General features: G+C 67.9%; 21 protein-coding genes and 1 pseudogene. 8 read left to right on the forward strand and 14 right to left on the reverse strand.

Annotation, left to right across the window (positions count from 1 at the left end):
* Positions 1–6: 6 nt before the first annotated feature.
* From B0W80_RS16310 to B0W80_RS16335, 6 genes are all read right to left on the reverse strand, one after another.
* Positions 7–6231: an Hpt domain-containing protein gene (locus B0W80_RS16310; protein WP_077000208.1), complete on the reverse strand. Its 6225-nt coding sequence runs from the start codon at positions 6229–6231 to the stop codon at positions 7–9.
* 16 nt (positions 6232–6247) lie between these two features.
* Positions 6248–8596, reverse strand: a complete 2349-nt coding sequence (locus tag B0W80_RS16315; RefSeq protein WP_077000209.1) for a methyl-accepting chemotaxis protein — start codon at positions 8594–8596, stop codon at positions 6248–6250.
* A gap of 40 nt (positions 8597–8636) precedes the next feature.
* Complete coding sequence (locus tag B0W80_RS16320) at positions 8637–9167, reverse strand: chemotaxis protein CheW (protein WP_077000210.1); 531 nt, start codon at positions 9165–9167, stop codon at positions 8637–8639.
* Positions 9168–9200: 33 nt separating this feature from the next.
* The gene (locus tag B0W80_RS16325; RefSeq protein ID WP_077000211.1) at positions 9201–9566 is read right to left on the reverse strand and encodes a PleD family two-component system response regulator; all 366 of its coding nucleotides are present in this window, start codon (positions 9564–9566) and stop codon (positions 9201–9203) included.
* Positions 9566–9964 carry a PleD family two-component system response regulator gene (locus tag B0W80_RS16330; RefSeq protein ID WP_077000212.1) on the reverse strand — a complete coding sequence of 133 codons (399 nt, stop codon included), beginning with the start codon at positions 9962–9964 and terminating at the stop codon, positions 9566–9568. The genes B0W80_RS16325 and B0W80_RS16330 overlap by 1 nt, the downstream gene beginning before the upstream one ends.
* 77 nt (positions 9965–10041) lie before the next feature.
* Positions 10042–10212 carry a rubredoxin gene (locus tag B0W80_RS16335; RefSeq protein ID WP_007838397.1) on the reverse strand — a complete coding sequence of 57 codons (171 nt, stop codon included), beginning with the start codon at positions 10210–10212 and terminating at the stop codon, positions 10042–10044.
* Positions 10213–10323: 111 nt separating this feature from the next.
* Between B0W80_RS16335 and B0W80_RS16340 the strand changes: the two genes are divergently transcribed.
* Genes B0W80_RS16340 through B0W80_RS16350 form a run of 3 tightly spaced genes read left to right on the forward strand, consistent with a single transcriptional unit; the run spans position 10324 to position 13111 of the window.
* Entirely contained in the window at positions 10324–11289 is a 966-nt protein-coding gene (locus B0W80_RS16340) for a bifunctional hydroxymethylpyrimidine kinase/phosphomethylpyrimidine kinase (protein ID WP_077000213.1), read from the forward strand.
* A gap of 21 nt (positions 11290–11310) precedes the next feature.
* Positions 11311–12594, forward strand: a complete 1284-nt coding sequence (hemL, locus tag B0W80_RS16345) for a glutamate-1-semialdehyde 2,1-aminomutase (RefSeq protein ID WP_077000214.1) — start codon at positions 11311–11313, stop codon at positions 12592–12594.
* A gap of 10 nt (positions 12595–12604) precedes the next feature.
* Positions 12605–13111: a hypothetical protein gene (locus B0W80_RS16350; RefSeq protein ID WP_077000215.1), complete on the forward strand. Its 507-nt coding sequence runs from the start codon at positions 12605–12607 to the stop codon at positions 13109–13111.
* 69 nt (positions 13112–13180) lie between these two features.
* Here B0W80_RS16350 and purH read toward each other — a convergent pair whose 3' ends face one another.
* Genes purH through dusB form a run of 3 tightly spaced genes read right to left on the reverse strand, consistent with a single transcriptional unit; the run spans position 13181 to position 16083 of the window.
* Positions 13181–14752 carry a bifunctional phosphoribosylaminoimidazolecarboxamide formyltransferase/IMP cyclohydrolase gene (gene purH / locus B0W80_RS16355; RefSeq protein WP_077000216.1) on the reverse strand — a complete coding sequence of 524 codons (1572 nt, stop codon included), beginning with the start codon at positions 14750–14752 and terminating at the stop codon, positions 13181–13183.
* Positions 14753–14759: 7 nt separating this feature from the next.
* Positions 14760–14996, reverse strand: coding sequence for a Fis family transcriptional regulator (locus tag B0W80_RS16360; protein WP_077000217.1), 237 nt, complete (start codon positions 14994–14996; stop codon positions 14760–14762).
* A 28-nt stretch (positions 14997–15024) separates the two neighbouring features.
* The gene (gene dusB / locus B0W80_RS16365) at positions 15025–16083 is read right to left on the reverse strand and encodes a tRNA dihydrouridine synthase DusB (RefSeq protein ID WP_077000218.1); all 1059 of its coding nucleotides are present in this window, start codon (positions 16081–16083) and stop codon (positions 15025–15027) included.
* Between the two features lie 188 nt (positions 16084–16271).
* Here dusB and B0W80_RS16370 point away from each other — a divergent pair, with 188 nt between their 5' ends.
* Positions 16272–16745: a YqaA family protein gene (locus tag B0W80_RS16370; RefSeq protein ID WP_077000234.1), complete on the forward strand. Its 474-nt coding sequence runs from the start codon at positions 16272–16274 to the stop codon at positions 16743–16745.
* A gap of 18 nt (positions 16746–16763) precedes the next feature.
* On the opposite strand, the gene B0W80_RS16375 is transcribed toward B0W80_RS16370, so the two are convergent.
* From B0W80_RS16375 to B0W80_RS16385, 3 genes are all read right to left on the reverse strand, one after another.
* Positions 16764–17438 (reverse strand): glutathione S-transferase, encoded by a 675-nt coding sequence (locus B0W80_RS16375; RefSeq protein ID WP_077000219.1) that lies wholly within the window; start codon positions 17436–17438, stop codon positions 16764–16766.
* 14 nt (positions 17439–17452) lie between these two features.
* Positions 17453–18544, reverse strand: coding sequence for a redox-regulated ATPase YchF (ychF, locus tag B0W80_RS16380; protein ID WP_077000220.1), 1092 nt, complete (start codon positions 18542–18544; stop codon positions 17453–17455).
* A 97-nt stretch (positions 18545–18641) separates the two neighbouring features.
* Positions 18642–19526: an MOSC domain-containing protein gene (locus B0W80_RS16385; RefSeq protein ID WP_077000235.1), complete on the reverse strand. Its 885-nt coding sequence runs from the start codon at positions 19524–19526 to the stop codon at positions 18642–18644.
* Between the two features lie 54 nt (positions 19527–19580).
* Here B0W80_RS16385 and B0W80_RS16390 point away from each other — a divergent pair, with 54 nt between their 5' ends.
* The 4 genes from B0W80_RS16390 to B0W80_RS16405 are packed head-to-tail and all read left to right on the forward strand — an operon-like array spanning position 19581 to position 24037.
* Positions 19581–20690: an FAD-dependent monooxygenase gene (locus B0W80_RS16390; protein WP_077000221.1), complete on the forward strand. Its 1110-nt coding sequence runs from the start codon at positions 19581–19583 to the stop codon at positions 20688–20690.
* Between the two features lie 20 nt (positions 20691–20710).
* Positions 20711–21421, forward strand: coding sequence for a DsbC family protein (locus B0W80_RS16395; protein WP_077000222.1), 711 nt, complete (start codon positions 20711–20713; stop codon positions 21419–21421).
* Entirely contained in the window at positions 21421–23214 is a 1794-nt protein-coding gene (locus tag B0W80_RS16400; RefSeq protein ID WP_077000223.1) for a M61 family metallopeptidase, read from the forward strand. The genes B0W80_RS16395 and B0W80_RS16400 overlap by 1 nt, the downstream gene beginning before the upstream one ends.
* Positions 23215–23257: 43 nt before the next feature.
* Positions 23258–24037 carry an enoyl-CoA hydratase gene (locus tag B0W80_RS16405; RefSeq protein WP_077000224.1) on the forward strand — a complete coding sequence of 260 codons (780 nt, stop codon included), beginning with the start codon at positions 23258–23260 and terminating at the stop codon, positions 24035–24037.
* A gap of 1 nt (position 24038) precedes the next feature.
* Here the strand turns inward: B0W80_RS16405 and B0W80_RS16410 are convergent, their stop codons facing one another.
* Together B0W80_RS16410 and B0W80_RS35935 are read right to left on the reverse strand one after the other, a co-directional pair.
* Positions 24039–24452, reverse strand: a complete 414-nt coding sequence (locus B0W80_RS16410; protein WP_218668912.1) for a hypothetical protein — start codon at positions 24450–24452, stop codon at positions 24039–24041.
* Positions 24449–24700 (reverse strand): annotated as a pseudogene (locus tag B0W80_RS35935) (hypothetical protein); the annotation flags it as partial. The gene B0W80_RS16410 and the pseudogene B0W80_RS35935, both read right to left, overlap by 4 nt.

Genomic DNA, 24700 nt, shown 5'->3' on the forward strand with positions numbered 1-24700 from the left:
CGGCCCTCAGGCCGCCATTGCCTGGGGCGTCTCGGCGCTGGCGTAGCGCCGCACCAGGCGCAGCAGCTCGTCTTCGGCATAGGGCTTGCCGAGGTAGTGATTGACGCCCAGCGCGCGCGCATGGTCGTGGTGCTTCTCGGCGATGCGCGACGTGATCATGATGATCGGCAGGTCGGCCAGCGCGGCGTCGGCGCGGATGTTGCGGGCGAGGTCGAAACCGTCCATGCGCGGCATCTCGATGTCCGACAGAACCACCGACGGGCGCTCCTGTTGCAGGCGTTCGAGCGCTTGCAGGCCGTCGGCCGCCAGCGCCACCCGATAACCCTCGCGCTGCAACAGGCGCTGCGTGACGCGGCGCACGGTGATCGAATCGTCCACCACCAGCACCAGCGGCACTTGCGGCGCCGGCTGATGCGCCGCCGGCATGTCGGAACCACGCGCCGCGGCCATCGCCGCGACGGCGCCGGACTGGATCTGGCGCGCCAGGTCGCCGTGCACCGCGGCCAGCGCCACGGGGTTGTAGATCAGTGCAACCGCACCGGAGGCCAGCACCGAAATGCCGGCCATGCCGGGCAGCCGCGACAGCTGCGGCCCGAGGTTCTTGACCACCACTTCCTGGTTGCCGAGCACTTCGTCCACGTGCAGGGCCACCCGCTGCGCCGCGCTTCGCACGATCACGACGGTGTTGGCCTTGCCCGTGCCGCGCTCGCTGCGCGAGGACGACTGCAGCAGCGCGCCGGCCCAGAAGAAGGGCACCTGCTCGCCGCCGAACGAATAGTGCTGCGCCTGGTAGGCCGCCTCGAGTTCGGGGCCGCTGACGCGCTGCACCAGCTCGACCAGGTTGGAGGGCACACCGACGGAACTGGCGCCGGCGCGCACCATGACCACGTGCGTCACCGCGGTGGTCAGCGGCAACACCAGCTTGAACTCGGTGCCTTCGCCCGCCTTGCTCTTGGTCTCGATGCGGCCACCGAGCGCCGCGACCTGCGAGCGAACGACGTCCATGCCGATCCCGCGGCCGGCCAGTTCGGAAACCTGGTCGGCGGTGGAAAAGCCCGGCGTGAAGATCAGGTCGGCCGCCTCGGCCTCGCTCAGATGCTGGTCGGCGGACACCAGGCCCAACGCACGCCCACGTTCGACGATGCGCGCGTGGTTGAGCCCGGCACCGTCGTCGCGGAAGCTGACCGAGACGTCGTTGCCCTCGTGATGCAGCTCGATGGCGATCAGGCCGCTCGCTTCCTTGCCGGCCCTCTCGCGCGTCGCGACGTCTTCGATCCCATGCGCGACGCTGTTGCGCAGCAGGTGCTCGAAGGCCGGCGTCATGCGGTCCAGTACGCCGCGGTCCATCTCGATGGTGCCGCCGACGATGTCGAGGCGGACCTGCTTGCCGGTGTCCTTGGAGGCCTGGCGCACCACGCGGTAGAGGCGCTCGGATATGCCTTCGAATTCCACCATGCGCGTGCGCAGCAGGCCGCGCTGCAGTTCGCGCGTTTGCCGGGCCTGGGCGCTCAGGTCGTCTTCGGTGGCCTGCACGGTTTTCTGCAGCGTGCGCTGCACCGTGGCCACGTCGTTGACCGACTCGGCCATCATGCGGGTGAGTTCCTGCACCCGGGTGAAGCGGTCGAACTCGAGCGGATCGAAGGACTGGGCCGAATCCTTGGCCTGGGCCAGGCGCGACTGCATCTGGCTTTCGGCCTGTACCTCGATGTCGCGCAGCTGCTGGCGCAGGCGGTCGAGGTTGCCGGTCAGGTCGTGCAGCGAACCGCGCAACTGGCTGAGCTCGGCTTCGAGGCGAGAGCGCGTGATGATGACCTCGCCGGCCTGCGCGACCAGGCGGTCGAGCAGGTGGGTGCGAATGCGCACGGCCTGGCTGGTGATGGGCCGCAGCGGCGTGAGCGTCGACGGTGAAGGCAGCGCAACGGCCGGGCGAACGGGCGCCTCGTCGGACGCTGCCAGGGCCGACAGCGCGTCGTTGGCTTTCGCGATGGCCTGCGCGCCTTCCGCTTCAGTCTCGTGTGCTGCTTCGGCCTGCGGCACGGGGGCGGCGGCCGGTTCGGGAGTAGCCGCGGGCGCGGCAGCCCGCTGCGCCAGCTCGGTCTGCATGGCATCGTCGGCCACGCGCAGCGCGTCGAAGGTGGCTTGGAGCGAATCGAATCGGGCCAGAAGCTGTTCGACGGAAGCGCGGTCCGCACCGGTCGAGCCGATGGCTTCGATCTCCGACTCCATGCGATGGGCGCGCTCGCCCAGGCGCATCGCACCGGCCAGCCGGGCGCTGCCCTTCAGCGTGTGCAGGGTGCGCAGCGTGGAGGCACGCGGCGCCGGGTCGTCCAGGCGCTGCGACCAGGCGCGCAGGGCGGCGCCGAGCTGCGGCAGCAATTCGGCTGCTTCTTCCTCGAATATCGGAAACAGATCGACGTCGACCGCATCGGTCACGTCGATGGAGTCTTCGCCCTCGTCGAGCGACACGTCGGCGCCGCCGATGCGCGGGAGCGGCACGGTGTTCGCAGCCGGCTCGCCGACGTCTGCCGGCATCGGCCATTCCGCCACGTCACGCAACGCATGCAGCGTTGCCACCGACGGCTCCTTGAGGAAGCCTGCGGCGAACTGATGCAGCAGTCGCCGCAGCTCGTCGGCTGCAGCGACGAGCACTGCGCCTTGCGCCGGCGTGCCGCGGCCCTGCATGTGCAAGTGCTGCAGCGCTGCCTCGAACGAACGGGCCATGTCCGACAAGCCCTGGAAGCCCACCGTCGCCGAGCTGCCCGCCAGGGAGTGGGCCAGGTTGATGGTGGATTCGGCCACGCGGTGGTGCGATTCGAGCGCCCACTCGCCGACATCGTGGACCAACTGCCGCGACCATTCGTCGGCTTCGACAAGGTAGACGTTGTAGAGCGCGATGCCGATGCGCAACGGACCGATCACCTTGACCTGATCCTCGGCGCTGGGCGTCGCGGCTTCCTCGATCGGCGCGTCGGCAGCAGCCGCTGCGGCAGCCATCGATGGCACGAGTTCAGGCTCGGCCCGGGGCTCGGCCCGGGGCTCGGACTGCGGCTCGGGTTCAAGCTGCCCGCCGGTGACCACTTCGGGTCCGGCTCCTGCAATTGGTGTTTCGAGCGTTTCGAACGTTCCGACCGATCCGACCCTTTCGATCGGCGCTTCGGCTGCCTGCTCGGGCACAGGCGGCTCGAACTGCGGCGCGGCGGCGGCTTCGGGCTCTGGCTCAGGTTCAGATTCAGATACAGGATCGAGATGCAGCTCGAGCGAAAGCTCGGGCATGGGCTCGAACACGGGTGCCGTCGTCGTGGCATCGTCCTGCGGTGCGGCTTCCTCCTGCCGTACAGGCTCTTCCTGCGACCGGGCCCTCAGCAAAGGCGCGGGCAGCGCATCGGCCTCCGGCTCGGACGCCGGCAGCGGCAGTGCGGGCTCGATCGCCACATGGGCGGTTTCGAGGAAATCGATGTCTTCCAACTCGGCCGGCAGCAGCGGCTCTTCAGGCACCGGCCTGGGCCGGTCTCCGAAATCGACGAAATCGGTGATGGCGAATTCGTCGTCGCCAGCGAGCGCCTCGTGCGTTTCGGGCTGCGGCTGAGCGGCGGGCGTCGCCGCCGCGGGCAGCTCGAATGAGAAGTCACCCAGGTTCAGATCGGGCAGATCGGGCAAGGGCAGCGGCTCGTGCAGCACGGCAGCCGGCACCTGCGACCCCGCCTCGTCTTCGAGATCCCGCTCCACTTCCGGCTCCAACGCCGCCTTGGCGTCGACCAGGGACTCCTCGGCCGCGATGTGGCGTGCCGCCGCGACGAGTGCATCGGCATCGGCCACGGGCGCTGGCGGTGCGATGGGCTCGCCGGTGCGCAAGGCCTCGGCCACGCTGCGCAAGGGCGCAGACTGCCAGTTGTGCGGTTCGTTGCCGGCAATGGCCTCGACCCATTTCGCGAAATCGGTCAGCGCGCGGCGGGTGCCGGCCAGAAGCTCCGGCGTGGCGGGGCGCTGGTCGGCAAGCCAGGTGTTCAGCACCTGCTCGAAGGACCAGGCCGCTTCGCCGAAGTCCATGAGGCCGACCATGCGCGAGCTGCCCTTCAGCGTGTGGAAGGCGCGGCGCAACACCGTCAACTCGGCGTTGTCGTCCGGACGCGCGCCCAGCGCCGACACGGCCGCCAGGCCGTTGTGCAGCACCTCGCGGGCCTCGTCGAGAAAGATGTTCTGGAGATCGTCTTCTTCTAGCTCCCGCACTTCGGTGTCGGGCAGCCCCTCGAGCGGCGCGGGGCCGGTGATCTTGGCGGTCCAGCTCGCGGCGGGGCGTGTCACTTCCTCGATCGGCGGCGGCGGCGCCTTGCGCGTCGGCGTCGCAAGCGCGGCGAGCTTGGCGGCGATCTGCGCGTCGACCTCTTCGACACTCAGCACGGTCTCGGTCACCGAAACCGGACCGGAGGCCGATGCGAAGGAAGCGCTCGGCGTCGCGTCCGCCAGGGCTTCGGCCTCGGCCGCCTGGCGTCCCATCAGCGGCTTGAGTTCGCCGGCCTCGGCGTCGAACACGAACAGGCGCTTGGCCAGTGCCGGCTGGTAGCTCAGCATGTCGATCAGGAAGCCGAGAGCGCCCAGGTTGTTGCCGAGCGAATCGAAATCCTTGGCATCGGCAGCCGAGGGTGCGTCGGCAATCAGGCGGTCGACCATTTCGCGCATGCGCTGCACGGTCTGCGCAGCCTGGTCGAGGCCGAGCACGGAGAACACGCCCTTCATCTGCAGCAACTGCGTGGGCACGGCGCGCAACAGGTTCTTTTCGCTCGACCGGCGGAAGAACTGGTCGAGCGACTTCTCGAGTTCGCCCAGGTGGCTGCGCAGCTCGCCGACCACGGTGCCCATGGTCTGGCGGTCGCTGATGCGGCGGTAGAGCTCTTCCATCCACGGCTCGAGCGGCTCCGAACGGCCTCCGTCGCGTGCCCGGTCGATGCGGCCGGCCAGCTGGACGGTGCGGGCCGTCAACTGACGGTCATGCGGGTCGAGATCCTCGAACGCCGCTTCGAGGTAGAGGACGGAGGTCGCGACCTCCATCGCCAGCTCGGTGCCCGGCGGCCTGCCGGAACGCATCGAGGCTTCGACGGCGTTGTTGAGCGCCTGCACCATCGGCTGGCTGGGCGGGTGCAGCTTCTGCAGCGATTCGCCCAGCTGCGCGAAGGTGTCGGCCACCTGGCGGGTGCGCGCGACGTCGCCGCTCGAAAGCGCCGACCACATTTCCTTGGCAGTTTCGATGCGCTTTCGGGCCTGGGCCAGCAGCTGGGGATCGAAGCGGCCGAATTGCTCGATGGTGTAGTCGACCTTCTGCTCGTTGACCACGCCCCATGCGACGCGCACGGCGCGCAGGGTCGCCGCCTCGTCGCGCGGACCGGGTACGGCCTGCGCGCAGAAGAAGAGCAGATCCTGTCCGAGCCGATCGGACACGGTGTTGTCGCCGCGCGCGAGCGTGGCGTATTGCAACAGCACGCGCGAGGCGGCCCGCTTGACGTGGGCGTCGGCAGGAATCAGCGCCAACGCCAACGCCTCGAAAAAGCCGGCGGCCAAGGTCCAGAAGCTGGCCACCCGCGGCACCGAGGCGCCTCGGCCCAGGCTCAGGCACAACGCGTGCAGCCGCCGCGCCGCCTGGTCGTCGCCGCTCTTGACGATCTTGAGCACTTCGCGGTCGAGCTTGGAGCGCACCGCGGGGTCGTACACCATCGCGGTCTGGGTGGGCGAGGGCTTGATCTCGGCCCAGCGCCAGTTCATGTCCCACAGGTCGGCCGGGTGCACGCGCTCGTTGCCCACCAGCTCCAGCACGTCGCGGTATTGCGGAAACAGCGCGACAGAAGACACGGTCTTGCCGGCCAGAACGGCGCTGAGGAAATCGGCCACCGCGAAGCCCGCGCGGTCGATCTTTTGCGCTGCCGCGTCGGTGCAACGCGCCGGCTCGGCGACGAAGCTCTGAACCGCGAATTCCATCGCGCCCATCACCAGGGCCGGCGCCGAATGCCCCACCATCTGCAACGCGCCCACCGCCTGGTGAAGCTGCTGCCTGGCCAGCCGCAGCGGCGCGGTGTCGGGCTCGGCGCTGCCGCCGGCTTCGCGCGCGAAGCGCTTCAGCGTCTTGCTCGCGTTGTCGAGCGATTTCTGGATTTCTCCGAGCACCCAGGCCAGAGGCCCGAGGTCTTCATGCGCCGGCGCGTGACCGGCTCGGGGGGCGGTGGCGGGGCTTGGTGTCGACACGTTCGGAACTCGGGGGTCAGGCAATCTTGAATCGGGCCACGGACTGACGCAGTTCCTCGGCCATGTGCGAAAGCTCGCGCACCTGCTGGGCCGTGGTGCGCGTGCCTTCCCCGGTCTGTTCCGTCACGGCGAAGATGTGCTGGATGTTGGCGGCCACCACGTTGGCCGAGTCAGCCTCGCGCGACGCCGACTGCGAGATCTGCTCGATGAGTTCGGCCAGCCGGCGCGACACGCGGTCGATCTCGGAGAGCGCCGTGCCGGCGTTGTCGGACAACTTGGCGCCTTCGACCACGCCCTGCGTCGAGCGCTCCATGGCGCCGACGGCGTCCTGCGTGTCGGTCTGGATCGCCTTCACCAGCGCCGAGATCTGGCGCGTGGCATCGGCGGAGCGTTCGGCCAGCCGCTGCACTTCTTCCGCCACCACCGAGAAGCCGCGGCCGGCCTCGCCGGCGGATGCGGCCTGGATGGCGGCGTTCAGCGCGAGCACGTTGGTCTGCTCGGTGATGTCCGAGATCAGTTCGGTGATTTCGCCGATCTCCTGGGACGATTCGCCCAGGCGCTTGATGCGCTTGGAGGTCTCCTGAATCTGATCGCGGATCGAGTTCATGCCGCCGATCGCGTTCTGCACGGCCTGGAGGCCCGACGACGCGGCCTGCAGCGACTGGCGCGCCACCGTGGCGGACTCCTGTGCCTGCGAGGACACGCCGTTGATGCGCTCGGCCATCGTCAGCACCGACTGGCCGGTTTCGCGAATCTCACGCAGCTGCTCGGTCGACGCGGCCAGCAGCTCCGTGGACGTGCTTTCGACCTGCGACGTGGTCTGCGCGACCCGGGTCGCCGTGTTCTGGACGTTGCCGACGAGCAGGCGAAGTTCTTCCACCGTGTAGTTCACCGAGTCGGCGATGGCGCCGGTGATGTCCTCCGTCACGGTGGCTTCCTGTGTCAGGTCGCCCTCGGCCACTGTCTGCAGCTCGTTCATCAAGCGAAGAATGGCGGCCTGGTTGGCGGCGTTCACGCGGCTCGCGTCGTCACTGGCGCGCTCGGCCGCTACCCGTTCGCGCTCGGCGGACAGCGCGCGTTCGCGGCCTTCGCGCACCTGCACGAAGCCGATCGCGCCGGCCAGTGCGAGCGCCGCGAGCGACAGCACGAAGAGCAACACCACCGTGCCGGCACCCAGGCCGGTGCGGGCGGACAGCTTTTCCTGCAGGTCGCCCAGCGAGGTGCGCAGCGGTTCGCTGTCGGCCAGGATCGCGGCCTGCGCCTCGCGGGCAGCCACCAGGCCCTGCAGGTTGCCGAGGATCGCGCCGGCTTGGGTGCGCGTCTGCTCGTAGGTCTTGAGGATGGCCTCGAGCTGCTGGCGGGTCTGCGCGTCGCGCGTGCCCGGCAGGCGCTGCTGCGAATTGCCCTCGAGCAGACCGCGCGTGACTTCCTGGAAGGTGTTCAGGTCCTTGCCGAGCAGGAACACCGCATCGGGGCTCACGCCTTCGACGGTGAGAAACTCGTTGGCGGACTTGCCGATGCGCTGCGTCAGCATCACCAGCTGGCCGGCCGCCGAGATCTCGGGCAGCGAGGCGTTCTGCTGCATCTTGAGCGAGGCCACGGTCTCGGTCATTTCGAGCAGGTCGGAGGACTGGCGGTTGATGTCGCGCAGCGCGGTGCCGACCTGGGTCAGGATCTTCTGCTGCGCGAGCACGGCCTTGGCGCTCTTGTCGGCGCGCTCGACGAGCGGTGCGATCTTGCCGAGCTCGGTTTCGTACTGGCTGCCGACGCGCTCCAGCTTCAGGGCGTCGTCGCCGTTGGCCAGGCCTTGCACGCGGCGCGTCAGGTCGTCGGAAGATTCCTTCACTTCGGTGAACGCCGGAACGTTGCCCACCAGCGCCTGCGACACGGACTTGGCCAGGCGCTGCGACTGCATCAGGGCCTGGCCCGTGGCCGCCACCTGCTGGGCGAGCCGTTCGGCACGCAGGATGGCGGAACCGGCCACCAGCAGCAGCAGCAACACGACCACGGCAAGCACGATGGCCAACACGCGCTGCTGGCGCGCGGGGTTGGAGCGCAGCGAGCCGCCGCCCGACGCCGGGTCCGGCGACGCCGCGCCGGGCGCGTCGGACAACACGGGGTCGTTGTTGGCCGTGGCCGACGAGGCGATGGAGGGCGATTGGTCGTTGGCCGCATCCATGGCGAGGACCACGGTCTCGGGTGGCGACTCGGACGCCGGATCGCGTCGGATGCGAATCGTCTTCTCCTCGGGCGGCTGGATGGTTTCAGGGCCGTCCAGCGACAGGGTCGACCCGCTGTCCGCGCGCCCGGCGTTGTCGCCGCCCGCGGGCAGGAATTTCTTGAACTTGTCGGCGATCGAGCTCACGGTCGGTCCTTAGGTAATGTTTCTTTGCGCGGCACTGCGCTCAGGCGCCGATGCTCAAAAACTGTGGCTGCTGCGAGAGCGCCTGCAGGTTGATTTCCTGCCAGCGCTCGCCCGCGGCGTCGGTGTAGGCGTGCCCCAGCCATGCCGGCGCACCATCATCGGGCGCCTGCGATGCGGTGAAAGCCTCCACGCCGCGCAGCCCGACCAGCCGGTCGATCAGCAGGGCGCAATTGACTTCCAGCATCTCGTTGAGCGCGACCAGGCGCGACTGCGCGCGTGTCGCCTCGTTGGCCGGGGGTGCCGCCTGGCCGGTCGCGAAGGCAGACAGCTGCACGATGCCATACACACCGCCGCGCAGGTTGGCGACGCCGAGGAACCAGGGCTGGACGTAGGGCACCGGCTGCGGCGGATTCCAGGGAAAGATCTCGCCGGCGTGGCCGAGCGGGAACAGGTACTTCGCGTCACCTGCCTCCACGGCGAGCCACGAGGCGGACACACCCGAGGTGCGAGCGGCCTGCAGACGGCTCGCGAGCCGGGACTGGAAGGCACGTAGAGCGTCGCGGTTGGCCATGGAAGAGGACGAAAGCGAAAAGCGGACCGGCGATCAGGCGAGTGCGCTGATCTTGGCGATCAGCTCGGCCGGGTTGACCGGTTTCACGATGTAGTCGCGAGCACCTTGCCGCATGCCCCAGAGACGGTCGGTCTCCTGGTTCTTGCTGGTGCACATGATGATCGGCACCGACGCGTACTGCGGATTGCGCGCGATCGCGCGCGTGAGCTGAAAGCCGTTCTGGCCCGGCATCACGATGTCCATGAGGATCAGGTCGGGTTGCTCTTCCTCGAGGCGGCGCATCGCGTCTTCCGCGTTCTCGGCCGTCTTCACCGAGAAGCCGTTCTTCTGGAGCAGATCGGTGAGGAAGAGCAACTCGGTCTTGGAGTCGTCGACCACGAGAACATTGCGAATAGCCATTACTGCACTTCCTGCGAGACGGTGCCGAACTGCTCTACAGCCTGCAGCAGTTGGTCTTTGGTGAAGGGTTTCGTGAGGTAGTCCTGCGAGCCGACCATGCGGCCGCGCGCTTTGTCGAACACGCCGTCCTTGGAAGAGAGCATCACGACCGGCACCTTGGAGAAGTGCGAGTTGCGCTTGATGATGGCGCAGGTCTGGTAGCCGTCGAGCCGCGGCATCAGGATGTCGCAGAAGATGAGGTGCGGCTTGTGGTCGTTGACCTTGGAGAGCGCATCGAACCCGTCTTCGGCAAGCAGCACCTCGTGGCCACCCTGCTTGAGAAAGATCTCGGCGCTTCGCCGAATGGTGTTGCTGTCGTCGATGACGAGCACTTTGTAACCGGATCCATTCGAGCTCATTGGCGGGGCTCCTTTGTGACACTCTAAGACCGAAACGCCCCGTCAGGGGCGCCAGAAGCACGGCCCTGTGCCATGCTTCAGATTTCAACCATCTCGAAGTCTTCCTTGCGTGCGCCACACTCGGGACAGGTCCAGTTCATCGGAACATCTGCCCACGCCGTGCCGGCCGCAATACCATCCTCTGGCACTCCCACCGCTTCGTCGTAGATCCACCCGCAAATCAGGCACATCCAGGTTTTCGTATTCATCGCAGCTTAAGGTCCCTGTTCATAGAATGCAACGATCGTATCCAAACGTATCAATAAAACGCGTGAGAACCGTCTCAGATACGCCACCATCTGGCGCGCCCTGCAGCGTAATTGACGACTTACTTACTACCACCGGAGCACGACCACAAAGTGAGCGATCTTAACGACCCGAACGCCGGCGAAGACAGCGTCGAAGACACGGCGAACCCGCCCTGCGTGCTGGTCTTCAATGCCAGCGACCCGAGCGGTGCCGGCGGCCTGGCCTGCGATGCAGTGGCGATGGCTTCGGTCGGCGCGCACATGCTGCCGGTCGTGACCGGCGCCTACGCGCGCGACACCGCGGAAATCTTCGACCACTTCCCGTTCGACGAAGACGCCGTCGCCGAGCAGGCGCGCACCGTGCTCGAAGACGTGGAAGTGCAACTGATCAAGGTGGGCTTCGTCGGCACGCCCGAAAACCTGAGCACCGTGGCCGAGACGGCGACCGACTATCCCGACGTGCCGGTGGTGGCTTACATGCCCAACCTCTCGTGGTGGGAAGACACCCAGATCGAGGCCTACCTCGACGCGTTCCGCGAACTGGTGCTCCCCCAGACCACCGTGCTGGTCGGCAACCACAGCACCCTGTGGCGCTGGCTCCTGCCCGACTGGGCCGGCGAACGCCCGCCCAGCGCACGCGACATCGCACGGGCCGCCAACGAGTTCGGCGTGCCGTACACGCTGGTCACGGGCATGGTGCTGCCCGAGCAGTACATCGACAACGTGCTGGCCTCGCCGCAAACCGTGCTCGCCAGCGAGAAGTACGAACGGCTCGACGCCATCTTCGCCGGCGCCGGCGACACGCTCTCGGGCGCGCTCGCAGCCCTGCTCGCCAGCGGCACCGACCTGGCCGCTGCCACCATCGAGGCGTTGAGCTACATGGACCGCTGCCTGGACGCGGGCTTTCGCCCCGGCATGGGCCACGTGCTGCCCGACCGCCTGTTCTGGGCTCAGCCCGAAGACGACGACGAGGACGACGCGGACGACGATGCCGCGACCATCGACCTCGCACTGCCCCCTCACGACACACGACACTGACCGCGCTCGATCGAGACAGCCATGCCCGACAACCCGAACGACATCCTTTTCGAGCGCGCCCGCGCCGTGATCCCCGGCGGCGTGAACTCGCCCGTGCGCGCCTTCCGCGCCGTGGGCGGCACCCCGCGCTTCGTGCAGCGCGCACAGGGCGCCTATTTCTGGGACGCCGCCGGCCAGCGCTACATCGACTACATCGGCTCCTGGGGCCCGATGATCCTGGGCCACGGCCACCCTGCGGTGGTCGAGGCGGTGCAGCGGGCCGTGATCGACGGCTTTTCGTTCGGCGCACCGACCGAGCGCGAGATCGAACTGGCCGAAGCCATCCTCGCCCTGCTGCCTTCGATGGAAATGATCCGCCTGGTCAGCTCCGGCACCGAGGCCGCGATGAGCGCCTTGCGGCTGGCGCGCGGCGCAACCGGCCGCAAGTACATCATCAAGTTCGAGGGCTGCTACCACGGCCATGCCGACGCGCTGCTCGTGAAGGCCGGCTCCGGCCTCGCGACCTTCGGCAACCCGACCTCGGCCGGCGTGCCGCCCGAGGTGGTGCAGCACACGCTGGTGCTCGAGTACAACAACCTCGCGCAGCTCGAAGAAGCCTTCACGCTGCATGGCCAGGAGATCGCGGGCCTGATGATCGAGGCCATCGCCGGCAACATGAACTTCGTCCGCGCCAGCGCCGCCTTCGCCAAACGCTGCCGCGAGCTGTGCACGCAGCATGGCGCGCTGCTGATCTTCGACGAGGTGATGACCGGCTTTCGCGTCGGGCTGCACGGCGCGCAGGGCGTGCTGGACGTGCGGCCCGACCTGACCGTGCTCGGCAAGGTGATCGGCGGCGGCATGCCGCTCGCGGCCTTCGGCGGCCCGCGCGCCATCATGGAACAGCTCGCGCCGCTGGGGCCGGTGTACCAGGCGGGCACGCTGTCGGGCAATCCGGTCGCGACGGCTTGCGGCCTCGCCACGCTCAAGGAAATCGCCAAGCCGGGCTTCTACGAGTCGCTCGCTGCGAAGACGCGTTCGCTGGTCGACGGCCTGAAGTCCGCCGCGGCCGCCGAGGGCCAGCCCTTCAGCGCCGACAGCGAGGGCGGCATGTTCGGCTTCTTCCTCCTGAACGAACTGCCGCAGAACTACGCCACCGTGATGACCACCGACGGCGCGAGCTTCAACCGGCTGTTCCACGGCTTGCTCGATCGCGGCGTGTATATTGCGCCCGCGTTGTACGAGGCCGGCTTCGTCAGCGCCGCCCACTGCGACGACGACATCGCTGCCACCATCGAAGCTGCACGCCAGATCTTCAGGAAGAGCTGAGCCACCGCCCATGAAGCCCCTGCGCCTGCTCCCGGCCCTGAGCATGTTTTTTTCGGGCCTGGCGCTGGCGCAGTCCGCCAGCTTCGCGACGACCGGCTTCGACGAGCCCTTCGACCTGCGCAAGACCTGGATCAACCCTGGCTTCTATTCCGCGCATTTCGATCGTGGCCGCGGGCTGGAGAACAAGAACCCGGGCCTGGGCTTCGAGTACCCGCTCAACGACGTGTACCGCGTCACACTGGGCACCTTCCACAACAGCGACCGGCGCCAGTCGCACTACGTCGGCCTCTACGTGCTGCCCTTCGAATTCCACGGCGTGCGCTTCGGCGCAGTGGTGGGCGGCTTCGACGGCTATCCCAACTACCGCAACGGCAACTGGTTCCCTGCGTTGATCCCCACCGCGGCCATCGAAGGCAAGAACTGGGGCTTGAACATCGCCTACGTTCCGACGATCAAGAACCGGCTCTACGGCGCCATCAGCTTCCAGCTGAAGTACCGGTTCGGCACCGGCGCCTAAGGGTGGCCGATGACAAAGGGCGGCACGAAGCCGCCCTTGTCGCAACGTTGCATGGCTTGCCTGGCGCGCTCAGTGCCTGAAGTGGCGCACGCCCGAAAACACCATCGCCACGCCGCGCTCGTCGGCGGCATCGATGACTTCCTGATCGCGCATCGAGCCGCCCGGCTGGATCACGCAGGTGGCGCCGGCATCGACCACCACATCCAGGCCGTCGCGGAAGGGGAAGAAGGCATCGCTTGCCACCGCGGTGCCCGCGAGCGACAGACCGGCATGCTCGGCCTTGATGCTGGCGATGCGCGCCGAATCGAGCCGGCTCATCTGGCCTGCGCCGACGCCCATCGTCATGCCGCCGGCACAGAACACGATGGCGTTGCTCTTCACGTACTTGGCCACCTTCCAGGCGAACAGCAGATCCTGCAGTTGCGCGGGCGTGGGCTGCTTCTTGCTGACGACCTTGAGTTCGTCGATGGACAACTCGCGGTTGTCCGCCGTCTGCATCAGCAGCCCCGAGCCGACACGCTTCACGTCCACCAGGTTGCGGCCCTGCTCCCAGGCCGTCTTGCCACCCGGCGGCAGCGCGATCTCGAGGATGCGCACGTTGACCTTGCTCTTGAAAACCTCCAGCGCGTCGGCCGCATAGCCGGGCGCCATCAGCACCTCGACGAACTGCTTGGACACGGCCTCGGCCGCGGCCCGGTCGAGCGGACGGTTGAACGCGATGATGCCGCCGAAGGCCGAGGTCGGGTCGGTCTTGAAGGCCTTGGCATAGGCCTCGTGCGCGTCCTGCCCGATCGCCACGCCGCAGGGGTTGGCGTGCTTCACGATCACGCAGGCGGGCGTGTCGAAGCTCTTCACGCATTCCCACGCCGCGTCGGCATCGGCGATGTTGTTGTAGCTGAGCTCCTTGCCCTGCAGCTGCTTCGCGCTGACCAGCGAGCCCGGTGCCGGATACAGGTCGCGGTAGAAGGCGGCCTGCTGGTGCGGGTTCTCGCCGTAGCGCAGGTCTTGCAGCTTCACGAAGCGCCCATTGCTCTGCGCCGGGAAGAGCGCGTGCGTGCCGTCGTCCTGCAGGCCCGACAGGTAGTCGCTGATCGCGCCGTCGTACTGGCTGATGCGGTTGAAGGCGGCCACCGAGAACGCGAACTTCGTCTTCTGGCTCAGCTTGCCGTCGGCCTGCAAGTCGGCCAGCGCCTGCGGGTACTGCGAAGCGTCGGTCAGCACGCCGACGTCCTTCCAGTTCTTCGCGGCGCTGCGCACCATCGCCGGGCCGCCGATGTCGATGTTCTCGATCGCGTCTTCGAGCGTGCAGCCCGGCTTGGCCACGGTGGCCTCGAAGGGGTACAGGTTGACCACCAGCAGGTCGATGGTGTCGATGCCGTGTGTCTCGAGCGCCGCCATGTGCGCCGGCACATCGCGCCGCGCCAGCAGGCCGCCGTGCACCTTGGGATGCAGCGTCTTCACGCGCCCGTCGAGCATTTCGGGAAAGCCGGTGAGTTCGGCCACTTCGGTCACCGGCAGGCCCGCATCGGCCAAGAGCTTGGCGGTGCCGCCGGTGGACAGCAGGCGGATGCCCAGCGCATGCAGGGCTTGGGCGAATTCGAGGATGCCGGTCTTGTCGGAAACGGAAATCAGTGCATTCATCAAAGGCTTACTTCAGGAGTTTGTGTTCGACCAGCTTCTTGCGCAGCGTGTTGCGGTTGAGGCCCAGCCACTGGGCCGCCTTCGACTGGTTGCCTTCGGCCCGCGCCATCACGACGTCGAGCAGAGGCTTTTCGACCACGCGCACGAGCATGTCGTACATGCCGTCGGGTTCCGTGCCGCGCAGGTCGCGGAAATAGCTGTCCAGGCTGCTTCGTACGCAGTCTTCAATGTGTTTCTTGCTCATGGCCCTCTTCTCTTCTTTTCTTCGTCGTTCAGGCGAGCGCGTCGGCCTGCTGGTCTGTCGACGCTTGCGCGTCGTCGCCGGCGCCGGAAGGGATGCGGTCCATCCGTGCCGCGAGGCCGTCGAAGAACTCGGCGACCGCGCGCCATTGCGCGTCGCAATCCTCGATGGCATTCATGCTGTCGCGAAAGGCGTCGCCGCCTGGCAGCGCACGCACGTACCAGCCGATGTGCTTGCGCGCGGTGCGCACGCCGCTATATTCGCCGTAGAGCGCGTAGTGCTGCTGCAGGTGATCGAGCAGCAGACGCCGAACCTCGGCCACGAGCGGCGGCGCGAGGTGCAGGCCGGTGGCCAGGTAGTGCGCGATCTCGCGGAACACCCACGGGCGCCCTTGCGCGGCGCGGCCCACCATCACGGCATCGGCTCCGGTGAGCGCGAACACCTGCTTCGCCTTTTCAGGTGAATCGATGTCGCCGTTGGCCACCACCGGCACGCGCACCGCCGACTTGACCGCGGCGATGGTGTCGTACTCTGCCTGGCCCTTGTAGCCCTGCTCGCGGGTACGGCCGTGCACGGTAAGCATGCGCACACCTGCATTCTCGAAACGCCGTGCGAGCGCGACCGCATTGCGATGGTCGGCACTCCAGCCCGTGCGCATCTTGAGCGTGACCGGCACGTCGTGCGGCGCGGCAGCACGAACCACCGCTTCGACGATCTCGAGGGCCAGCGGCTCGTCGCGCATCAGCGCCGAGCCGGCCCACTTGTTGCACACCTTCTTGGCCGGGCAACCCATGTTGATGTCGATGACCTGTGCGCCGCGGTCGATGTTGTACTGCGCGGCCTCGGCCATCATGGCCGCGTCGGTGCCGGCGATCTGCACCGCGATGGGGCCCGGCTCGCCCGTATGGTCGGCACGGCGCGAGGTCTTCAGCGAATTCCACAGGTCCTTGCGCGAGGTCACCATCTCGCTCACCGCGTAGCCCGCGCCGAGCTCGCGGCACAGCATGCGGAACGGCCGATCCGTGACGCCCGCCATCGGCGCGACGAACAGGCGGTTCTCCAGCACGAGGTTGCCGATCTGCAGGGTCATGGAGAGGAAAGAAGTGGCGAGCGCGCCGGGGGCTGCTGAAAAATGAGGCACGATTGTAGCGGCGCCTCGCGCGTGCCGCTGCAACGATTTGCAGTTTCGGCTTTCGCTTTCCGCCGCATCAGAAAACGGCGCACATGGCGTATACGCGCACGCCACATAGCATCGCGCCTTTCTATACTGCTTCGCACATGCAAGCCTGGCTCGAATCCCTCATGGCGCTTCTCGCGCTGCCGCAATTCGGGCTCAGCACCTTGTTCATCGTGGCCTTCGTCTCGGCCACGCTGATCCCGGTGGGCTCCGAACCCGCGTTGTTCGGGCTGCTCAAGCTCAACCCCGAACTGTTCTGGCCGGCCATCCTGGTCGCGACCGCCGGCAACACGCTGGGCGGCGTCGTCGACTGGTGGATGGGCTACGCGGCGCACCAGGTGGCGGACAAGTACTCGCACTCCAAGCATCACATGCGCGTGCTCACATGGCTCGAACGCATGGGCCCCAAGGCCTGCCTCTTTTCTTTTCTGCCACTGGTGGGCGATCCGCTGTGCGCCGTCGCAGGCTGGCTGCGGCTGTCCTTCTGGCCATGCGTGTTCTACATGGCAATCGGCAAGTTCGCGCGCTACGTCAGCATGACCGTCGCACTGCTTTACATCTGGCCCAACGCCTGAAGTGCTTGCGGCCGCTGCTCAGCTGAGCAGCCCATAAGGCCCGCCGCGTTCCAGCGCGCGGCGGTAGGCCGGCCGCGCATGGATGCGCTCGAGGTAGGCCATGAGCTTCGGCCGCTTCGCGTCGAGCCCACCGCGCGCCCGTGCGGCCTCGACCGGAAAGCTCATCTGAATGTCCGCGCCGGAGAAGTCAGCGCCGGCAAACCATTCGCTCTTGCCCAACTCGCCCTCCATGAAATCCATGTGGCCCCGGATGTTGGGCATCACGAAAGCGGACTTCGCCTTGCTGGCGATGCTCTTCGCCACCGGCCGGGCGAAGAAAGGCATCTTCGCGTTCTCGATGCGATCGAACATCAGCTTGAGCAGCAGCGGCGGCATGGCCGAACCCTCGGCGTAGTGCATCCAGTAGCGGTAGCGCAGCGCCTCGGCCGTGCCTGCCGGCGGCAGCAGGCGGCCCTGGCCGTAGCGCTCGATCAGCGTCTCGAGGATCGCACCCGACTCCGCCAGCACGAAGCCGTCGTCGGTCGTCACCACGGGCGACTTGCCCAGCGGATGCACGGCGCGCAGGCTCGGCGGCGCGAGCATGGTCTTGGGATCGCGCTGGTAATGCACGATCTCGTACGGAAGGTTGAGCTCCTCGAGCAGCCACAGCACGCGCTGCGAGCGCGAGTTGTTCAGGTGATGGACGGTGATCATCGTTTGGCCAGCGCTCAACTGCTGAACAGGAAGTTCATCACGTCGCCGTCCTTCACGACGTACTCCTTGCCTTCGGCGCGCATCTTGCCCGCATCCTTCGCGCCTTGCTCGCCCTTCAACGCGATGTAGTCGGCGAACGAGATGGTCTGGGCACGGATGTAGCCCTTCTCGAAATCGGTATGAATGACGCCGGCGGCCTGTGGGCCGGTGTCGCCGATGTGGATGGTCCAGGCGCGCACTTCCTTCACGCCGGCGGTGAAGTAGGTCTGCAGGCCCAGCAACGAGTAGGCCGCGCGGATGAGGCGATTGAGGCCCGGCTCTTCCTGCCCGATCTCGGAGAGGAACATCGCCTTGTCTTCCTCGTCCATGTCGGCCAACTCCGATTCGATCTTGGCGCTGATGGCCACCACCGGCGCGTTCTGCGCGGCAGCATAGTCGCGCAGGCGATCGAGGAAGGGGTTGTTCTCGAAGCCGTCTTCCGCCACGTTGCCGACGAACATCGCGGGCTTGGCGGTGATCAGCGTGAACTGCTTGATCAGCGGCTTGTCTTCCTTGCTGAACTCGACCGTGCGCACCGGCTTGTTGTCGTTCAGCGCCGCCAGACATTTTTCGAGCAAGGCCACCAGCTTGATGGCTTCCTTGTCGCCCGAGCGTGCGGTCTTGGTGTGTCGCGCCAACGCCTTCTCGACCGTGGCGAGGTCCGCCAGGCACAACTCGGTCTGGATCACCTCGATGTCGGAAATCGGGTCGACCTTGCCGGCCACGTGGATCACGTTCTCGTCCTCGAAGCAGCGCACCACGTTGACGATGGCATCGGTCTCGCGGATGTGCGCGAGGAACTGGTTGCCCAGGCCTTCGCCCTTGCTGGCGCCGGCCACCAGGCCCGCGATGTCGACGAACTCGACGATGGCCGGCACGATGCGCTCCGGCTTGACGATCTCGGCCAGCTGGGCCAGGCGAGCGTCGGGCACCTCGACCACACCCACGTTGGGCTCGATGGTGCAGAAGGGATAGTTCTCGGCCGCGATGCCTGCCTTGGTCAGCGCATTGAAAAGGGTGGACTTGCCGACGTTGGGCAGGCCGACGATGCCGCACTGGAGACTCATGGCGGGGCTTTCTCAGGATTGCTTGGGGAAGCGGCGATTTTAGGCGGTGGCATTCGTGGCGGCCCGGCATCCGGCCAGTGGCACCCGCGGCAGAAGGTCAATCGAAGCGATAGTTCGCCGCCACCGGCTGCCCGACCTTGAGCAGATGCTCGACGCCTTCGCGCACGATGCAGTTCATGCCGAAGGTGATCGCCCCGTCCACGCGCGGGTCCTGCCGGTAGGTGCGCAGCATGTCGCCGACCTCGGGGCTGGACTCGGCGGTCGCCGGGTCGATGTCGGGGATCGGGCAGCGCGCGCAGGGCTTGACGGGCTGCAATTGCGCGATGCCTTCGGCGGTCTGCGTGTGCAGCATCTCGACCCGGTCCTCGTCGTGCGACTCGATGCCGGCCAGCACGATGTTGGGACGGAAGCGCTCGATGCCGACCGCCTCGTGGCCCGCCGAGGCGAGCCGCTCATTGAGCTCGGCCAGCGAGCCCTCGCTGGCCACCAGCACCGCGAAGCCGTCGGCGAACTGGTTGAGCGCCTCCACGCCATCGGTCCACTTCATGCTCGACAGACGCTTGTGCTCGGGATCGAAGCGCACCAGCCGCAGCTTGCGCGGCCGGCCCGGCTCGGACAGGAAGTCGCTGAACCACTGGGCGGCGATGTCGCCCATGTCGTAGGCCGCCACCTCGTCGCTCCACACGCGCACGCGCACGGGCTGCTCGACCCGGTCGAAGGCGATGTGCAGCGCCAGCATGCCGGGAGCGCGCAGCACCATCTCCGAATACTTCATCTGCGGCCGCACGAGCGCCATGCGCGGTAGCTCGCGCTGGCTGACGAAGTCGCCCTGCTCGTCGACCACCATCCACGCACGGTCGAACTCCAGCCCGGTCTCGGTCAGCAGCGCCTCCGGCAACTCGACGCCGGCACAGGACTTGATGGGATAGACGAACAGGCGGGCGATGCGGGCCTGGAGGTCGAAGTCGGCGAGATCGGTCACGGGCAAGTCCTTGGGTGGTGGCGGGCGATTGTCCCGCACTCCTACAATCCCTCGATGGCTCTTCCCCCCGAGGTTTGCATTCGCGGCGCCGGCATCGTCGGCCGCGTGCTGGCGCTTCTGCTGGCACGCGAGCGCGTGCGGGTGGCATTGGTGGCACCGGCCGCCACGCCCGCGCGGCAGGACGTGCGCGCCTATGCGCTCAATGCCTCGTCGAGGGCTTTGCTCGAATCGCTGCGGGCCTGGCCCGATGCGCCGCATGCCACCACCGTGCGCGAGATGCTGGTGTACGGCGACGAGGGCGGCCGCGTGCAGTTCCACGCCGCGCGGCAGAAGGTGGACGCACTGGCCTGGATCGTGGACGTGCCCGCACTCGAACAGATACTGGCCGACGCCGTGCGCTTCCAGTCACGCATCGAAGTCGTGTCCGCGCCGGTGCCCGCGCCGCTGACGGTGGTCTGCGAAGGCCGCACCAGCGCCACCCGGGAACAGCTGGGCGTGCGCTATGACGTGACGCGCTACCCGCAGCATGCGATCGCAGCGCGCGTGGTGGCCGACGAGCCGCACGACGGCGCCGCGCGCCAGTGGTTCAACGACCGCGGCGAGGTGTTCGCCCTGCTGCCGATGGCGGACAAGCAGCTCGCGCTGGTGTGGTCGGTCGACCAGCTGCGCGCGCCCGAGCTGCTGGCGCTGTCCGCCGACGAATTCAATGCCGCGCTGCACGAGGCCAGCCATGGCGCGCTGGGCGGCCTTCGCCTGGTGAGCGAGCGTGCGGCCTGGCCTCTCGCTCGCGCCATCGCCGACCGCTGGACCGGCAGGCTCGCGGACGGCACGGCCTGGGCCCTGGCCGGCGATGCCGCCCACACGGTGCATCCGCTGGCAGGCCAGGGCCTCAACCTGGGCCTGGCCGATGCCGCCGCACTGGCCGACATCATCAAGGACCGCGAATACTGGCGCAGCGTGGGCGATGCCCGCCTGCTGCGCCGTTACGAACGTGCGCGACGCGCCGACGTGCTGTCGATGAGCCTGGCCACCGACGGCCTGCAGCAACTCTTCGCGCACAGCGCCGACCCGCTGCCGGCCCTGCGCAACTGGGGCATGCGCGGCTTCGACCGCTCGCGGCTGATCAAGAACTGGGTTGCGAAGCAGGCCATGGGCCTGTCCTGAACCTCGAGGACACCACCACCATGAAATTTGCATCCGCACTTCTGGCCGCACTGGCCATGGCCCACAGCCTTGGCGCCGTGGCCGGCGAGGCCGAGATCCGCCAGAACCTGGCCTCCCGCATTCCGCAGTTCGCCAAGATCGACGAGATCCGCAAGGCGCCGATGCCCGGCCTGTACGAAGTCCGCATCAACGGCTTCGAGATCTACTACACCGACGAGCAGGGCAACTACCTGCTGCAGGGCAACCTGATCGACGTCAAGGCCCGCCGCAACCTCACCGAGGAGCGCGTCGAGAAGCTCAGCGAAGTCGCCTTCGACAAGCTGCCCGTGAAAGACGCGATCAAGATCGTTCGCGGCAACGGCAAGCGCAAGCTGGCCGTGTTCGAAGACCCGAACTGCGGCTACTGCAAGCAGTTCGAGCGTGACCTGACCAAGGTCGACAACGTCACGATCCACCTCTTCCTGTATCCGGTGCTGGGGCCCGACTCGGTGACCAAGTCGCAAAACATCTGGTGCGCCAAGGACAAGGCCAAGGCCTGGGCCGACTGGATGCAACGCGGCACGGTGCCGGAAAAGGCCGAGTGCGACACCGCTGCAGTGACGCGCAACCGCGAGTTCGGCCAGAAGTACAACATCACCGGCACGCCGACGCTGATCTTCTCCGACGGATCTCGCACGCCGGGGGCCATTCCGGCCGCGCAGGTCGAAAAGCAACTGGCCGCCATCAACTGATGGTCGCGCTGGCCATTCACTTCCGCGTGGAATGCGCGGACCGAAACGCCCATTTCTTCGCCGTCACGCTTCGCATCGAGCGGCCCGCCGCGCAGCAGCGTGTCTCACTGCCGGTGTGGATTCCGGGCAGCTACCTGGTGCGCGAGTTCGCGAAGAACCTGCAAGACCTCGAGGCCCGCCAGGGCCGCCGCGCGCTGGCCGTGCAGCAGCTCGACAAGTGCAGCTGGCTCGTGGACTGCGCGCCCGGCAAGCCGCTCGAACTGCGCTACCGCGTCTGCGCCTACGACAACTCGGTGCGCACCGCCTGGCTCGACGCCACGCGCGGCTTCTTCAACGGCACCAGCCTGTGCCTGCGCGTGGACGGCCAGACCGATGCGCCGCACGCCATCGAGATCGTCGGCCCCAAGCTCGCCCCGGACGAACAGCGCTGGTCTTGCGCGACGGCACTGAAGGCGACCAAGGCCGACCGCCAGGGCTTCGGCCACTACCTGGCCGCCGACTACGACGAGCTGGCGGACAGCCCCGTGGAAATGGGTGCGTTCTGGAGCGCCGAGTTCGAAGCCTGCGGCGTGCCGCACCGCTTCGTCGTCGCCGGCGCACCGCCCTCCTTCGACGGCGAGCGGCTCATCGCCGACGCGCGCGCCATCTGCGAGACGCAGATGCGCTTCTGGCGCGGCCCCAAGGCCGGCAAGCGCGGCGGCCCGAAGCCGCCGCACGACCGCTACGTCTTCATGCTGAACGCCGTGGACGACGGCTACGGCGGCCTCGAGCACCGCCACTCGACCGCGCTGATCTGCACGCGGCGCGACCTGCCGCAGCTTGGCGTGCCCAAGCAGGCCGAAGGCTACACCACGCTGCTGGGGCTGATCAGCCACGAGTACTTCCACACCTGGAACGTCAAGCGCCTGCGGCCTGCAGAGTTCGTGCGATACGACTACGCACAGGAGAACTACACGCAGCTGCTGTGGCTGTTCGAAGGCTTCACCAGCTACTACGACGACCTGCTGCTTCGCCGCGCCGGGCTGCTGGACGATGGGTCGTACCTGCGGCTTCTGAACAAGACCGCCAACCAGGTGCTGCAGGCGCCGGGGCGCCACGTGCAGTCGGTGGCGCAGGCCAGCTTCGACGCCTGGGTCAAGTACTACCGGCAGGACGAGCAGACCGCCAACACCACCATCAGCTACTACACCAAGGGCGCACTGGTCGCGCTGTGCTTCGACCTGACGCTGCGCGCCGAAGGCAAGGGCTCGCTCGACGACGTGATGCGCCAGCTGTGGACGAAGAGCAATGGCGGGCCCGTGGCCGAGACGGACTTTGCGGCCGCGCTCGAAAGCGTGGGCGGGCGCTCCTTCGCTGGCGAGATCGCGCGCTGGGTGCATTCGACCGAAGAACTGCCACTGGCCGCGTTGCTGGCGCAGCATGGCGTCTCAGCCAACGAAGACCCGGCCCAGCGCGCGCAGGAACTGGGCTTGCGCGTGGCCGAGGCCGCCGGCAGCGTGCAGGTCAAGATGGTGCTGCGCGGCGGCGCGGCCGAACAGGCGGGCTTCTCGGCCAACGACGAATGGATCGGCATCGAGCTGGCCGCCCACAAGGGCCGGCCGGCGCAGGGCTGGCGCATCGCGCGGCTCGACGACCTGGCGCTCTACCTCGGCCCGCTCAAGAAGATCACCGCGCTCGTGGCGCGCGACCGGCGCCTGCTGCGCCTGCCGCTGACGCTGCCGAGCGGCGTCACCACATGGCGCCTGGCAGCGCAGGAGCCGGCCAAACTGGCTCGCTGGCTGGCGCCGCAGTAGAGGCGCCCGCCGCTTTTCGCATTCATTCCTTCAGGAGACATCCATGAGCTACGAAACCATCGAAGTCCGCACCGAGGCCGGCAAAGTCGGCATCGTGACGCTGAACCGGCCCAAGGCGCTGAACGCGCTCAACGACACCCTGATGACCGAGCTGGGCGCAGCGCTCCAGGCCTTCGACGCCGACCCGGCCATCGGCTGCATCATCGTGACCGGCAGCGAGCGCGCCTTCGCGGCCGGCGCCGACATCGGCGCCATGGCGAGCTACAGCTTCGTGGACGTCTACAAGGGCGACTACATCACGCGCAACTGGGAAACCATCCGCAGCGTGCGCAAGCCCGTCATCGCGGCGGTGAGCGGCTTCGCGCTGGGCGGCGGCTGCGAGCTGGCCATGATGTGCGACTTCATCATCGCGGCCGACAACGCGAAGTTCGGCCAGCCCGAGATCAAGCTCGGCGTGATCCCCGGCGCCGGCGGCACGCAGCGCCTGCCGCGTGCGGTGGGCAAGGCCAAGGCCATGGACATGGCGCTGACCGCCCGCATGATGGACGCGAACGAGGCCGAGCGTGCCGGCCTGGTCAGCCGCGTCGTGCCCTACGACAAGATGATGGACGAGGCGCTGGGCGCCGCGCTGATCATTGCCGACTTCTCGCAGGTGGCGGTGATGGCGGCCAAGGAATCGGTCAACCGCGCCTTCGAAAGCGGCTTGGCCGACGGCGTGATGTTCGAGCGGCGCCTGTTCCACGCCCTCTTCGCCACCACCGACCAGAAGGAAGGCATGGACGCCTTCGTCAACAAGCGCAAGGCGGCTTTCAAGCACCAATGAGTCAGCGCGGCGGCTCGGGTGGCGGCGCCGACTCGGGCACCGCCGGCGCCGTCGGCTGCGGCTGAAGCGGCGGCTGGCCCGGCGGCGTGGTCAGCCATGACGGCGCGGGCGGCGGTGCCGGCGGCTCCATCGCATGCTGCAAGGCACCGCGCAGCGCCGCGAGCGAGCCCGCCGAGGGCGCGCCGGTCGTCGGCGGCTTCTGGCCCTCGCGCCAGCGCACCTGGCTGCGGCCCAGTTCGAAGACTGCAAGCACTTCCCCGTTTGCACGCTCCAGCGTCACGCGCCACTCGGCGGCGCCCGTCAGCGGCTGCGGGTTGACGGCCGACAGGGCGGCCGATCCCAGCAAGGCATTGATCTCGGCTGCCTCGCCGCGCGACAGGCTGCGGCTTGCGCTGCCGCGCGGTGCGATGGTCATGCGGCTCCATTGAGACAGGGCGGCGAAGGTGGGCATCTCACCCGTTTCGTGGCACGCGTCGTCGGGGCCGCCGCTGCCGGTGCAGCCGCACGCGGTGATTCAGCCGCATCGCGCGCCACGCCGGGCGCCTGGCCGCCGGGCGCGGCGAAGCGCTGGTTGGCCGCGTTGCGCTCCGACTCGCGCCGCAGTGCGTCGGGCGGTGCCTCGCGAGCCCCCAGCGCACCCGCAGCCCCCGCCGCGCCTCGTCC

This window comes from Variovorax sp. KK3, assembly GCF_001984055.1.
In the GTDB taxonomy this organism is placed as follows: domain Bacteria; phylum Pseudomonadota; class Gammaproteobacteria; order Burkholderiales; family Burkholderiaceae_C; genus Variovorax.